This is a genomic window from Bacillus sp. AF62 (assembly GCF_050312695.1).
GTDB classification, from domain to species: Bacteria; Bacillota; Bacilli; order Bacillales; family Bacillaceae_G; genus Bacillus_A; species Bacillus_A cereus.
Genome location: NZ_JBNPJZ010000041.1, coordinates 28,274 through 41,535, shown reverse-complemented (window position 1 = coordinate 41,535; position 13,262 = coordinate 28,274). Strand labels below are relative to the sequence as shown.

Below are 13,262 nucleotides of genomic sequence, written 5' to 3'. Positions count from 1 at the left end.
ACAAATTTCATGACATAAAGTAATAATGTATGCCTAAACGTAAGGAGGATTAAAATGAATAACCTTCCAATTCATGCAAAACTTAAAGTAAATAAGGATACTTTCTTCCTCCCCGACTCAAACGGGGGTGTCTATTTTCGAAATAACGCCAGTTCATTTCGCATGGACGGTGCTAGAATTTATGACTGGATTGAAAAACTAATGCCAATGTTTAACGGGAATTATTCTTTAGCAGAAATAACCGATGGTCTCCCTCTCCCCTATCAAAATCGCGTATTTGAAATTGGAGAGATTTTATATGAAAATGGTTTCGTTCGCGATACAAATCAAGATGAACCTCATGAATTAAACAGTACATTACTCGACAGATATGCTTCACAAATTGAATTTTTAGAAGCTGATTCTCATTCGGGTGCTTTAAAATTCGAAACGTACCGTGGGGCAAATGTCCTTGTACTTGGTTCTGGGGATATGCTTACTTCCTTAGTTTCTTCTTTATTAGAATCTGGTTTACCTACATTTCATTACCTCGTTACAGATCGGGATGAAACAAACTATGACAGAATACATGAGCTAATAGAACGTGCATATGAAGTTGATAACACTGTACTCCTTCAAGAAATCGATACTACAATTGACCGTCCTTTGCATGAAGTATTCGAACCTTTTGATTGGATTTTATATGTTTCTCAAAATGGAGACATTGACGGTTTAAAGACAGTTCACACTATTTGTAGAGAAGCGAAAAAGAATTTCATACCAGCTATTTGTTTATCAACACTCGGTATAGCTGGACCTGTCGTAACGGAAAATCGTGATGAATGCTGGGAATCTGCATGGCATCGTCTACATGAAACGACTTTGCAAAATGAAAATTCATCTGATTCCTTCTCACCCATTACATCTGCAATGTTAGCAAATGTAATCGTTTTTGAATTATTTAAGCATGTCGCGGATGATTCACATCGGGAAAAAGGATCACAATTCTTTTTATTAAACTATGAAACACTCGAAGGAACGTGGCATCCTTTTATAAAACACCCTCTTGCAACTGATGAAAGTTTTACAATTGATACGATAGAGAATCTTTCTGAAAAACTTGAGCATCGGTCTAACCAACATACTTCAACTGATGTATTCCAATTTTTCGATTCATTAACTTCTAAAGAAGCCGGTATATTCCATGTATGGGATGAACAAGATTCATATCAATTACCGTTATCACAATGCTATATTCAAGTAGCCAATCCACTATCAGATGGCCCAGCTCCCCTCCTGCCTCTTATGACTTGCAGTGGATTGACCCATAATGAGGCACGCCGAGAAGCTGGTTTAACAGGAATTGAAACATATGTAGCAGAAATCATTCACCGCCTTATTCCTGAACATAACGATATCGGTATCGGTGCTGGAGAAACGATGACAGAAGGTTTTTACCGCGCACTACAACAACATTTAAACAATAAACTGTATGAACGGCAGTCACATACGCTAGAAGAACTTACAACAATTGATTTAACTGACATTCACGATAAGCATTGTAGATTTTATTACGATGCTCTCTCTACAATCCATGAAACACCTACAATAGCAATGAGTGAAGAGATTCTTAGTTTTCCTGTCGTTTGGATTGGTATAAATGATAGATGGTACGGTGCATCTAATATAAATATGACGTTAGCGTTACGAAACGCACTACAACTGGCACTCTTTCACATTCAAAATGAAGAGATTCCTTACAGAGCTAATATTTTGTATGACTCATCTATTATTTTATATGACACTGATTCTTTTAGAGTAGAAATACAACCAGAAGAAGAAATTCCAAATGTGCAATCTTTACAGCTTGCCTTACAGCATTTAGAAGAACATAATTTTTATCCTTTCGTGTTTGATTTAGCAATCGAACCATTTTTGAAAGAAAACTTAGACGGTGTGTATGGGGTATTAATTGCAAAGGAGGATGGTCTATGACTCGAAATATATTGCTTATAGGAGATGGCCTACTTGCAGACTATGTACATGATCAATTATGCGAACAATATTCCATCATTCGCCAACATACCATTACAGAAGAACTCCCTGAAAATATTCACCTCGCTCTCGTATTACATGACGGATCTCCTTCTACTATTCATCATGATGCTGAACTTATTTTTCGCTCAAATCATATTCCGTGGCTTCGCGGTTTCACTTCATTTGGCGAAGGTATTATCGGTCCTTACATTCATCCTCTTTCATCTGGCTGTTCTCATTGTTCTGATGGACGCCGATTTATCGCTGGCTTTGATCAACAAGAAATGTGGGAACTACAGCGGAAATACGCCTTTAAAGCCGACAATGTAACGAGGCGTGATGTACGCGCCACCCAAAATGGAATGTTACAAATGTGCCATCTTATTCGCGTAGAAACAGAGAAAATATTAACTCATAACCATTCTTCTTTAGAAAATGAACTTATTTTACTCAACTTACAAACATTACAATGTACGCGGCATTCTTTTCTTCCAGATCCTCTCTGTCCTATATGTAGTAATTTACCTGATGATACTGCGGATGCGGCGGAACTTTCTTTACAACCGAGCTTAAAAGTAAGTACTGAAACGTATCGCTGTCGTTCCATTCATGAGTTAAACACATTTTTAACGAGAGACTATTTAGATTATCGGGTCGGTATGTTAAACGGCAAAATGCAGCATTCTTTATTACCATTTGCTGATGTCATTATAAACATGCCATTAATGTTCGGAAATGAAGGTGTTGCGGGACGAACTCATTCATTTGCAGTGAGTGAAGCAACTGCTATTTTAGAAGGTTTAGAACGATATTGCGGTATGTCGCCTCGTGGGAAAAAGACAAATGTGCATGGTAGTTTTCATGATTTAGAGGAACATGCACTGAATCCCCTCACACTCGGTGTACATACCAATGAACATTACAATCGCGATAGTTTTCCATTTAAGCCGTTTGATCCTGATTATGAGCAAAACTGGGTATGGGGATATTCTTTATCACAAAACAGACCGCTTTTAGTTCCTGAATCAATTGCTTATTACAGCCTCGGTCATCGAGATGCTTTCGTGTATGAAACATCAAATGGATGTGCAATTGGTGGTAGTTTAGAAGAAGCAATTTTTCACGGTATTTTAGAACTTGTAGAGCGTGATGCCTTCTTACTCACTTGGTATGCCGAATTACCTCTTCCCCGCCTTGATCTTAGTTCAGCAAATGATACGGAATTACAATTAATGATCCAGCGGTTACGTACGATTACCGGGTATGAATTACACGCTTTTAACGCGACGATGGAACACGGCATCCCGAGCTTATGGGTAATTGCAAAAAATACGCGTGAAAATGGGATGAACGTTGTTTGTGCGGGAGGCGCTCATTTAGATCCTATTCGAGCTTTAAAAAGCGCCATTCAAGAAATAGCAGGCATGTTACTTATAACAGACGATGAGCTCGAGCACAAAAGAGAATACTATGAAAAATGCTTACAAGATCCTTATTTCGTTAATAAAATGGAAGACCATAGTATGCTGTATGGATTGAAAGAAACGGAAGAACGTCTTCACTTCCTTTTACGAGAAGATGCACCGGTGCAAACGTTCCAAGAAATGAATGTATCACAATCATTTGATATGGATTTAACTTCCGATCTCCACCAACTTTTAAATCGTTTGCATCAATCTGACCTTGAAGTAATCGTTGTAGATCAAACTGTTCCCCTTATAGAAAAGAACGGACTACACTGTGTAAAAGTCATTATTCCAGGAATGCTACCGATGACGTTCGGTCACCATCTTACTCGGGTTACAGGACTGGACCGGATATATACCGTACCAATGACACTTGGATATACAAACGAACCTTTAACGAATGAAAGGTTAAATCCACATCCGCATCCGTTTCCATAGTAAAGGAGGGATTTCATGCAGCTAGATACTTTTTTACATCATCTCCATTTCTCTATTGATGAAATTATGCCGAATCATGAGGTGGACTGGAAAGACGCACCGCTCCCCTATAAATTATATCGAAATGTACCTACCATCCCACTCTCCTTAGAAATCCCATTATCTTTACCGAACTCTTCTACTACACCTACTTTAGATGATATTGGTCACTACCTTTGGTATTCATTTGGTTTAACACAATTATGTCAGCTAAATAGCGAGAGAAATGTATTACGAAGATTTATTCCTTCAGGCGGCGCTTTATATCCGAATGAATTGTATATCTATTTAAAGATTGATGATTATCCAGACGGTATTTACCATTATGACGCCGCGCATCACCGGCTTATTTTACTTCGCGAAGGAAATTTCGATTCTTATTTGGCAGACGCACTCGGTAATCGCTGTAACATACATGATTGTTTCGGGGCTGCATTTATATCTACTATGTTTTGGAAAAATTTTTTTAAATACAATAATTTTTCATATCGTCTTCAAGGATTAGATAGCGGGGTCCTCATTGGACAATTACTAGAATGTGCAAAACAGTTCGGCTACACAAATGGCGTATATTTTCAATTTTTAGACCGGGCAATGAATCATTTACTTGGATTGTCTGAAGGCGAAGAAAGTGTGTATGCCGTTATTCCTTTAAGTACAGAACAAAATACAAATTGGTTTCACGATGATTATCGTAAACATAAAACTGTTACTTCTCATGAATTACTGCAGCAAATTCCGCCTTTAGCACATGAACATTTCATTCGTTCCAAACATGTGGATGAATATCCTATGATAAAAAAGGTGAACGAAGCTTCTATGATTGAATCGACAGAACAATTCCAAACATTTACTCATGAAGAATCTCATCAATATAATGTTCACGCTGTACAACTACCGACAGTAGAACGGTTATCGTATGATTTCCTACAACTTTGTAAAAAACGATATTCTCCTGATGCGGACTTTATTTTAACGAAATGGGATGCAGCCGAGCTCGCTACTTTACTACAAGAAGCGAGCCTCTCCTTCCTCTATTACAACGACCTTGATGGCAAGTATATAAATGAAAATGCACGCGTCTCCTTATATGGATGTTTTTATAACGTGAAAAATATTAAAAACGGGGCTTACGCTTATAACAGTAAAACACATTCCATACAACCCATTCGTTATGGAGACCTTCGTTATCCCCTTCAGTCTAGTATGACGATGGATAACGTAAACCTTTTTCAAGTACCACTTTGCCTACATGTAGTTGGAAAGAAAGATTACTATACACGTGCATTAGGCTATAGAGGATACCGTATTCATCAAATGGAAGCTGGTATACTCGTTCATAAACTCGTTTTTGCTGCAACTGCTATGGGGATGGGCGGGCATCCGTTACTAAGTTTTGATACAAATTCATGTGATCAATTGTACGGAATTGATGCTGGGAATGAAACGTCTCTTATTCAAGTTCCAGTTGGGGCATATCGGGCGCGGAATTGGTTAAAAGGGGCTTTGCATAATTAAAAGCACGCCGTCTATCGGCGTGCTTTTTTAAAGGATTTAATTTATAAAAAGCGAAATGAGTATATATTCTTACATAAAAGGAGAGTTTGACTTGAGCATTTTACAACGATTAATTCAGCAAGCAAAAAAGCCTAGCGGAACAATTGGTTCCTCCATGCTTTGTATTATGAACGCTGCACATACGAGATTAATAAATTGGGCATTACAGAAAGTACATATAAAGACAGATGCAGTCGTATTAGACATCGGCTGTGGTGGAGGCAAAACCATACACACTCTTTCAAAACGAACTCCACTTGGGGGAATATATGGGATTGATTACTCCGATCAAGCTGTGAAAAATTCTATACAGACAAATGCAAAAGATGTTCAAAAACAAAAAGGAATTGTTCAACAAGCAAGCGTTTCTTCTATTCCACATCATACGAACTTCTTCGATCTCATTACCGCCTTTCAAACTCATTATTTTTGGCCTGATATTGAACAAGATATAAAAGAAGTATTTCGCGTCTTAAAACCAGACGGCTCCTTTTTATTAGTGGCTGAAACTTTCAAAATTCAATACCATATGGAGAAATTTAAAACAAATGAAGAATTAATAAACCTATTTTATAAGACAGGATTTACAAAAGTGCAATGTTATGAAGAAAAAGGGTGCCTTTGTGTAATAGGAAATAAGTAAAAAAGCAGACCTTTATGGGCCTGCTTTTTACTAAATTAACTTAAAAATACTCTTAATTTGTCTAGCAAATAACCAATTTTTCGTACCGTAGTTATCATTTAAACTATCTAAATTAATAGATTGTCCGTTAGCAAACTTTAATTCTAACGTTGTATTTTTGTCATTTGTTTTTAAATTATTATTTATAATGTCATCATACTTTAATTTTTCAATCTCAATATATTCGTCTTTTTCTTGTCCAATCACGACATGGTCTTGGAAGAAGAAAAATACTTCTACTTTTTTACCGAAACAAAATACATTTTTCGTATAAATTAATGTCGCGTTATCAAGTCCGACACATACTTCTTTCATTTCTTCTACAACGTGTCCAAAGTCTTCTTCATGTCTTGCATTTGATTCAACAATCCATTCTTCGATTGTTTTCATATTAATTGCCATACTGCGCCCCCTGGTTCGTTCATTGCTTCGTTTAAAAAATAAATACTATATGAAAATATAAGCGATTAGTAATATGTTTTCAAGGGGGAACGGTATATTCAAAATAAAGTGAAACTTTAATCAGTGGGGTTTTTCTTGATCCCCCACCTAAATTCTTTGCTTTCACTGGATTTTGAGGTAGGGGTCTTACTGTCCGCAAATAGCGGGATAAAGTTAAATTTCAAAGTAATATAAAAGGAGCACCAATTTCATTATATTTTAAACGTTTGAACGAGGCATTCTTCAGCATCAATTAGCTGCTCTCTCTCATCAAATTCAATGTTCAGTTCTTTATATACTTTCTTCCAAAACGAAACTGCTGGTACATTTTTTAGAAGTTCGATAACGAAATATTGTCCTCGTTTCTCTTCTAGTAAATTCTCAACAACTTGTTTACCGATTCCTTTTCCTTTATATTGATTCAATATGAAAATATCATTAATACCAAAATCATTTTCCTTCTTCAAAAACGGACGTTCCAGTAGTAATAAGAACCCTACAATACTATGATCAATCTTTATAAAATACGGAGTGATTCCGTCATGTTTCCAAAACATGTGTAAATCTTCGTATTCAAAAAAACCGTTCGCTCCGATAGTTATATTCATAGTGAACTTAGAAAGGTCATGAAGATATAATGCATACAAATTACGTAATATTTCTTTTTCTGATTCTTGAACTTTTTGAAGTGCTACAATCATAAAAAACTCCCCTTCCACATATGTAACTATTTCCCGATCCTCTTCATTCGACAAAAATGATAATTCCCCTTTAACAAAAAAATAGCACTTTAAAAAGTGCTATTCTGCTCTCCTTGCCGCTTGCTGAATTGGATCCCAAACGCTGTTATATGGTGGTGCATAACTTAAATCGACATCTTCTAAATCATGAATGCTCATTTTATTGAAAAGTGCCATCGCGATCACATCAATACGTTTATCTACGCCTTCTTCTCCAATTACTTGCCCGCCCAATAATTGTTTCGTATCGGAGCGATATAGTAATTTCAAGTAAAGTGGTTTTGCATTTGGATAATAGCCCGCCATATTTGTAGAATCTACTTTGACCGTTTTATACGGAATGTGTAGCCCTTTTGCTTCTTTTTCATTTAACCCTGTTCTTGCGAGCGTCAAATCCATAAATTTAATAATGCCTGTGCCTAACGTACCTTTAAAAGCTCTTCGTTTATCCAGCATATTCAGTCCAGCAAGTCGCCCTTGCTTATTGGCTGTCGTTCCGAGCGGGATATGATCATGAATTTCCTTTATAACGTGGTAATGTGTTGCGCAATCACCGGCTGCATATACGTCTTGCACATTCGTTTGCATATATGCATTTACTTCGATTGCTCCTTTATGATTCTTACGTATATTTGTCCCTTCAAGAAAATCAGTATTTGGCTTCACTCCAACCGACACTAAAACAAGATCTGCTTTATACGTACCTTTATCCGTTTCGATTGCTTCTACTCGTTCATTTCCTTTAAATGCTTTTACATTTTCATTCGTTAAAATTTCAATATTGTGTTTATCTGCTTCTTTATGTATATATTCAGCCATATCTGCATCATAAATCGTACCGATATGATCATTTCGCTCAATCATTCTTACTTTCTTACCAAGTTCGACGAATGTTTCTGCCATCTCTAGTCCGATTGCACCACCGCCAATAATCGTTACATCTTCAACTTTATTCGTTTCTAACGTTTTTAATATGCGCTCAGCATCAGGAATTGTTTTTAAAAGATGAACGCCTTGTAATTCCCGTCCTTCCCATTCTGGCATAACAGGACGCACTCCAGTCGCAATTAATAATCGATCATATGGAAATTCAAAGACATCCTTCGTCTTCGTATGCTCTGCGTACACCATTTTCTTTTCCGTATCTACTTTCGTTACTTCATGACGCACTTTCGCATCAATTCCATATTTCTCACGAAACGTCTTTACGTTGCGCGCGATTAACTTTTCAGTTGAAGCGATAGCACCACTAATGACATACGGTAATCCACACTGAGCGTATGAATAAATTTCACCTTTTTCTAAAGTTACAACATTTGCACTTTCATCGTTTCTAACAATTTGCATAGCTGCACTCATACCAGCTGCATCTCCGCCAATAATGACATAGTTCACTTTACCACTCCTTCTTTTTTACATACTCTTTACGTTTTCCATATTTTATAGAAATAACACCTACTTCCATTGTAAAGAAAGAGAATTTCATCTTCAAATTTGGTGCACAAACTTATGTATGAATAGGTAACTGTCGTGTCTTATAAACAACATGTTTAATATGCTATAACAGTAACCAATTGAAAGTAGGTGAAATATACATGTGCGCTGGTCTTCTCGCTCAGTTTCCAGAGGAACCGAAAGAACCAAAACCCGCCTTGCCGCTTGATCAAGAATTTTCTATTAACGCAACCATTTATAGTGCTCGTGCTTGGTTATCTAATGATGAAACTTTTCCACAAACGATTTGGAAAGGCTCTCGCTTTGCTTCCGCATCACACGCTGGCAAGTCCATCTTACCAATCGGTACTGTAAAAATTTTAAACTTATCTGATGATACAATAACAGTTACTGCATCATCAGAATTAGATGATACTCTCAAAATAGTCGTACCCCCTCATTCTGAAGGTGTTTTAACATCTAACGCATTATCTGACGTGCAAGCAAGTACATCAGGAGGAGCAAGTAAAGTCACATTCCTCTTTCATATCTTTTTCTCAAGGGATCCTGGTTCAGATAAAAAACCATAAAAAAGGTACAGTTATGCACTGTACCTTTTTCACGCGCTCTATTCTCTTGATTTGATTAGTTCAATATTATAAGTTTCGATATCTGTTAACTTTCCTTTAAAATAAGGATTTTCTCTATACCAAGACTGTTTTGCAAAATACGCTTGCATATCTTTCGTTTGAAAAATATGTCCATGCCTTGCATATATTTCATTTCTAGCAATTTTCAACTGTTCTTTCGATAAATAGGTTAAATCTGTGCTCGTTAATTTTCGAATATCACTATCAGGAAAGATGAAACCATTATATACATACCCAGTCGCGGGCGTTGGAGTAACATTATAAACAACTGTTTTTTCTGCACTTTTCGTTTGGAATGGAAGATTATAAGACGAAAGTGCCGTTACCGTCTCTAATTTTGTCGTTTCCCGTCCATTTTCTCCATTTCGTTCTAAATAAATTTTCGCGCTTCCATCAGTCGCTACAGGCCCCCATGTAATTGCTTCTCCTGCGAGCGCTGTAACCGGTTTTTGATTTACGTACAATGTTGCACCAGGCGCGTTCGTTTGAACTGTAATATATTGACCTTGCAACGTTAAATCTATCGTTACGTTATTTTGGCTTTGTTTCATAAGTACAACCTTTTCCTCACGAGATAGTTTTACATAGTCATTTTTATATTCTGATTGAAACACTTGATTTCCCGGAAGAAATGGCCCATATTGCTTCTCAAACTTTTTGTCATCTGTCTTATCAATTTCTTTTCCGTTCATTTTTAACGATACGCCTTTTTCATTTGTAAGCAAAGTTGTATAGTACGTCTTCGCTTTTAATTTATACCGATCAAATATAAAGAAATACTTTCCGTCTTTCGTTAATGAAAAATCAGCTCTTTCTATTCCGTCCCGTTGTTTTTCACCTTGTCTCAAATATCCTTTTAATTCATTTACGTAAGATGGATTTTCTTTTATATATGAAAATAGAGGCGTTAAACTCTCTCTCGTTATCATAACCGATGGATCATCTGCCATAACGATCTCAGCTAATTTCTCTCCGTCCCGCTCTTGTAAAATCGTAATCATCCGGTCTACTTGTGCCACCTGCGTATAATACGATGATCCGTACAAATACAATCCAATAATCGCTATAACAAATAGTGCTAACAGTGTAATGCCAACTTTTGTACCACTGCTCATGTTCTTCTTTACTACAGGGCTTCCCCTCTTCATCCCGCAGTTTTGACAAAATTGTACACCATCTTCAAACTGAACTCCGCACTTTGTACATACATACATTCATTCAGTCAACCACCTTTTCATTAGAAGCCAGTTATTCCCTGTGTTAAGGCTTGAATTATCGTGCTAATGTAAGACCAAAGTACAATGAACGTTGCAATTCCAATTAAAACATTGGCAATAATAAGTGTGTAAACGAGATCTAATCCGCCATTGTCTAGTTTTAATACGGATACAGTTATACTAATCCCTATATAAGTTGCAACTACCGATAATAATATCGGTAAGAAAAAGATTAATAAAAAACTAAAAAGAAAAGAAAGAACTAATATGACAATAGCCGGCGTCGCTATCGTTCCCCATATACCAAATACTTCAAGAAACGAAAAAGATGATTTCATCATCTTACCACTTACAAAAATAATAAATCCGACAAATAAAGTTAAAATTAATAAAAAGAAAAAGACCGTTATAGATTCTCCAAAAAACGTGGGAGTAGATATATCTGGTGCAAATGTTCTCGTAACTGCTGATGCTGCACTCATCATTCTATAAAAAATACATGCTCCTAAAAAACAAATAAGAACAAGACTTACAATTCCATTTCGCACTTCAATAGCGCCGCTTTTCATAATCGCTGTCGGTGCTTGTAATGCATGTTTAAAAAATTGAAAATAGCCGCTCGCAAACCGCTTCGCTTGTTCTACCGTTTCATTTGGACGCGCTTCCTTTTCTTGTGCCGCGCGCGCTTGTTCCTGCCCTTCTTCTTTGCCACTACTTGCCACTACTTCTTCCGTTAACGAATGTCCACAATTCCCGCAAAACTTTGCCTCTACTGCATGTTCTGTATGACATGACGGACATTTCATTCTCTTATCCCTCCTTAAGCATATACCTTATAGGGTGTTACAAGTTCAATATATGAATTTGTACATAAAACATGACTACAAGAAAAAGATTCTGAAATCCTTCTTCCGAAAGAAAATATATGTGCTAGCAATCTTGAAAAAAAATGCTATTATGAAACAGAATAAATAATATTTTTAACAGATTGGATGAAAGAAAATGGAATTGGTAAACTCAATTTTTCAAATACTCCTTACAAGCGTAATCCAATTATTATCTTTAATTGGCGTTATCATTGTAATTGGATTTCTATTAGGCTATTTAGAATCTCTCACACGCATGTATTGGTCGAGAGCTTTTGGAAGAAAAGGATTCCTATTAACGGCTTGGATCGGTGTTCCGATTCACGAACTTGGACATGCCATTATGTGCGTACTGTTCCGTCATAAAATTGTGGCGACTCAGTTCTTCCCAACAGATACAAGTCAAGGGGCTTTAGGTTATATACAACATCAATACAATCAAAAAAGTGTGTATCAACGAATTGGGAATTTCTTTATCGGTATTGGGCCTATTATTTCTGGTATTACTGCATTAATCCTTTTAATGCGCTATTTCGTACCAGAATCATATTTTTTATTTAATACAACTCTCGAAAAAACGATTGCTTCTACTTCTATTAATGTAGAAATGATTCAAAACATGCTCTTGTCGACGTTTGTATTATTGAAAAGCTTATTTACAATCGGCAATTTATTGAATCCTTCCTTTTGGTTATTTTTATTTATCGCCATTTGCATTTCCGCACATATCGCTTTAAGTAAACCAGACATTAAAGGATCAATAGACGGTGTTGTCGTCATGTTTATCGTGTTATTTTTATTCAACATAATAGCAGGACTGTTTCAATACGACAGTAATCAGCTAATTGGACAGGTTATGAAATATAATATGTATCTCATTGCGTTTTCTAGTGTGGCACTGCTGTTCTCTTGTCTTTCTACACTCGTTAGTTTTTCGTTTTATAAAATAAGAAGAGGGCGTTCTTTTTGAACGCCCTCTTCTTATTAATTATTCCCCTTATAATCACAATGCTCAACAGGCACACGAGCATGCCCCTCTTCATCGGTACACCATGACTGTGATTGGAAGGCAAGAAAGATACCGATCCATTCTTCTTCCTTTTCAACGTGAATAAGTATTCCTCCATCTTGCCATATGCCATCATCACCTTGCCATTTTTCTACATTCCCTTGATTCATGTGAATATCATGTATACCGTTTCCTGGTTTGAAATGAAAATAGGAATCTGGTGTGTTTTCTTCTGGTCCCCATCTTTCGCCAAACGCATAAATAATTGCTTTTTCTTCCATCGCTCGCTTTATATAACGTTCTATTTTTTCGTTTAAATCATTATCTGCTCCTGCTTTTTCGGGAGGCAAAGGAATCATTTGTTTTGAGTCAAATAGATTTCCTCTTACATAATCTAAAGCCACTTTCGGTTCATTGTTTTTTACTTCCGTAAAACCAAATGGTAATGTCGGTAAAATATGAATCGCCTCTGACCTAATATTGTTACTCGCAAAATATAAAACTTCTGACGGATAACTTTGCGACTTTACGTTAATAGCAATACGATAATCTACTCCAGTCTCGCCCTGTAAATGAACTTGATAATGAGGTGTTTTCCCTTTTCCAATCTTTGATTGTATAACTGTACCTTTTAACACACCGTAGTTTTTTAGGGGCATACATTTCATCTCCTATTCATTTAGTAGAAGCTATTCATATTTAAGTCA

The 13,262-nt window shown here is 36.5% G+C and carries 12 protein-coding genes; 6 read left to right on the top strand and 6 right to left on the bottom strand.

Features of this window, described 5'->3' with window-relative positions:
- Positions 1 to 54: 54 nt before the first annotated feature.
- From ACQRBL_RS06075 to ACQRBL_RS06060, 4 genes are all read left to right on the top strand, one after another.
- Entirely contained in the window at positions 55 to 1,974 is a 1,920-nt protein-coding gene (locus ACQRBL_RS06075; RefSeq protein WP_411995812.1) for a putative thiazole-containing bacteriocin maturation protein, read from the top strand.
- Positions 1,971 to 3,920 (top strand): TOMM precursor leader peptide-binding protein, encoded by a 1,950-nt coding sequence (locus ACQRBL_RS06070; protein ID WP_097920393.1) that lies wholly within the window; start codon positions 1,971 to 1,973, stop codon positions 3,918 to 3,920. The genes ACQRBL_RS06075 and ACQRBL_RS06070 overlap by 4 nt, the downstream gene beginning before the upstream one ends.
- Positions 3,921 to 3,935: 15 nt before the next feature.
- Positions 3,936 to 5,477, top strand: coding sequence for a SagB family peptide dehydrogenase (locus tag ACQRBL_RS06065; protein WP_097920392.1), 1,542 nt, complete (start codon positions 3,936 to 3,938; stop codon positions 5,475 to 5,477).
- A 91-nt stretch (positions 5,478 to 5,568) separates the two neighbouring features.
- Entirely contained in the window at positions 5,569 to 6,159 is a 591-nt protein-coding gene (locus ACQRBL_RS06060; RefSeq protein ID WP_411995813.1) for a class I SAM-dependent methyltransferase, read from the top strand.
- Between the two features lie 30 nt (positions 6,160 to 6,189).
- On the opposite strand, the gene ACQRBL_RS06055 is transcribed toward ACQRBL_RS06060, so the two are convergent.
- From ACQRBL_RS06055 to ACQRBL_RS06045, 3 genes are all read right to left on the bottom strand, one after another.
- The gene (locus tag ACQRBL_RS06055) at positions 6,190 to 6,600 is read right to left on the bottom strand and encodes a DUF3908 family protein (RefSeq protein ID WP_097920390.1); all 411 of its coding nucleotides are present in this window, start codon (positions 6,598 to 6,600) and stop codon (positions 6,190 to 6,192) included.
- Between the two features lie 251 nt (positions 6,601 to 6,851).
- Positions 6,852 to 7,340 carry a GNAT family N-acetyltransferase gene (locus tag ACQRBL_RS06050; protein ID WP_023521444.1) on the bottom strand — a complete coding sequence of 163 codons (489 nt, stop codon included), beginning with the start codon at positions 7,338 to 7,340 and terminating at the stop codon, positions 6,852 to 6,854.
- Between the two features lie 99 nt (positions 7,341 to 7,439).
- The gene (locus ACQRBL_RS06045; RefSeq protein WP_097920389.1) at positions 7,440 to 8,774 is read right to left on the bottom strand and encodes a CoA-disulfide reductase; all 1,335 of its coding nucleotides are present in this window, start codon (positions 8,772 to 8,774) and stop codon (positions 7,440 to 7,442) included.
- A 200-nt stretch (positions 8,775 to 8,974) separates the two neighbouring features.
- Between ACQRBL_RS06045 and ACQRBL_RS06040 the strand changes: the two genes are divergently transcribed.
- The gene (locus tag ACQRBL_RS06040; protein ID WP_411995814.1) at positions 8,975 to 9,403 is read left to right on the top strand and encodes a hypothetical protein; all 429 of its coding nucleotides are present in this window, start codon (positions 8,975 to 8,977) and stop codon (positions 9,401 to 9,403) included.
- A 38-nt stretch (positions 9,404 to 9,441) separates the two neighbouring features.
- Here the strand turns inward: ACQRBL_RS06040 and ACQRBL_RS06035 are convergent, their stop codons facing one another.
- Complete coding sequence (locus ACQRBL_RS06035) at positions 9,442 to 10,677, bottom strand: TcaA 3rd/4th domain-containing protein (RefSeq protein ID WP_411995815.1); 1,236 nt, start codon at positions 10,675 to 10,677, stop codon at positions 9,442 to 9,444.
- A 23-nt stretch (positions 10,678 to 10,700) separates the two neighbouring features.
- Positions 10,701 to 11,486 carry a zinc ribbon domain-containing protein gene (locus tag ACQRBL_RS06030; protein WP_411995816.1) on the bottom strand — a complete coding sequence of 262 codons (786 nt, stop codon included), beginning with the start codon at positions 11,484 to 11,486 and terminating at the stop codon, positions 10,701 to 10,703.
- A 196-nt stretch (positions 11,487 to 11,682) separates the two neighbouring features.
- On the opposite strand from ACQRBL_RS06030, the gene ACQRBL_RS06025 reads away from it, so the two are divergent.
- Positions 11,683 to 12,516, top strand: coding sequence for a hypothetical protein (locus ACQRBL_RS06025; RefSeq protein WP_000424522.1), 834 nt, complete (start codon positions 11,683 to 11,685; stop codon positions 12,514 to 12,516).
- A 14-nt stretch (positions 12,517 to 12,530) separates the two neighbouring features.
- On the opposite strand, the gene ACQRBL_RS06020 is transcribed toward ACQRBL_RS06025, so the two are convergent.
- The gene (locus ACQRBL_RS06020; protein ID WP_097920387.1) at positions 12,531 to 13,214 is read right to left on the bottom strand and encodes a DUF2278 family protein; all 684 of its coding nucleotides are present in this window, start codon (positions 13,212 to 13,214) and stop codon (positions 12,531 to 12,533) included.
- Positions 13,215 to 13,262 lie beyond the last annotated feature (48 nt).

Bases quoted from the DNA above. Each gene is read 5' to 3' on its own strand.
- ACQRBL_RS06075 (WP_411995812.1), top strand. From the start codon at position 55: ATGAATAACCTTCCAATTCATGCAAAACTTAAAGTAAATAAGGATACT.
- ACQRBL_RS06070 (WP_097920393.1), top strand. From the start codon at position 1,971: ATGACTCGAAATATATTGCTTATAGGAGATGGCCTACTTGCAGACTAT.
- ACQRBL_RS06065 (WP_097920392.1), top strand. From the start codon at position 3,936: ATGCAGCTAGATACTTTTTTACATCATCTCCATTTCTCTATTGATGAA.
- ACQRBL_RS06055 (WP_097920390.1), bottom strand. From the start codon at position 6,600: ATGGCAATTAATATGAAAACAATCGAAGAATGGATTGTTGAATCAAAT.
- ACQRBL_RS06050 (WP_023521444.1), bottom strand. From the start codon at position 7,340: ATGATTGTAGCACTTCAAAAAGTTCAAGAATCAGAAAAAGAAATATTA.
- ACQRBL_RS06040 (WP_411995814.1), top strand. From the start codon at position 8,975: ATGTGCGCTGGTCTTCTCGCTCAGTTTCCAGAGGAACCGAAAGAACCA.
- ACQRBL_RS06035 (WP_411995815.1), bottom strand. From the start codon at position 10,677: ATGTATGTATGTACAAAGTGCGGAGTTCAGTTTGAAGATGGTGTACAA.
- ACQRBL_RS06030 (WP_411995816.1), bottom strand. From the start codon at position 11,486: ATGAAATGTCCGTCATGTCATACAGAACATGCAGTAGAGGCAAAGTTT.
- ACQRBL_RS06025 (WP_000424522.1), top strand. From the start codon at position 11,683: ATGGAATTGGTAAACTCAATTTTTCAAATACTCCTTACAAGCGTAATC.
- ACQRBL_RS06020 (WP_097920387.1), bottom strand. From the start codon at position 13,214: ATGCCCCTAAAAAACTACGGTGTGTTAAAAGGTACAGTTATACAATCA.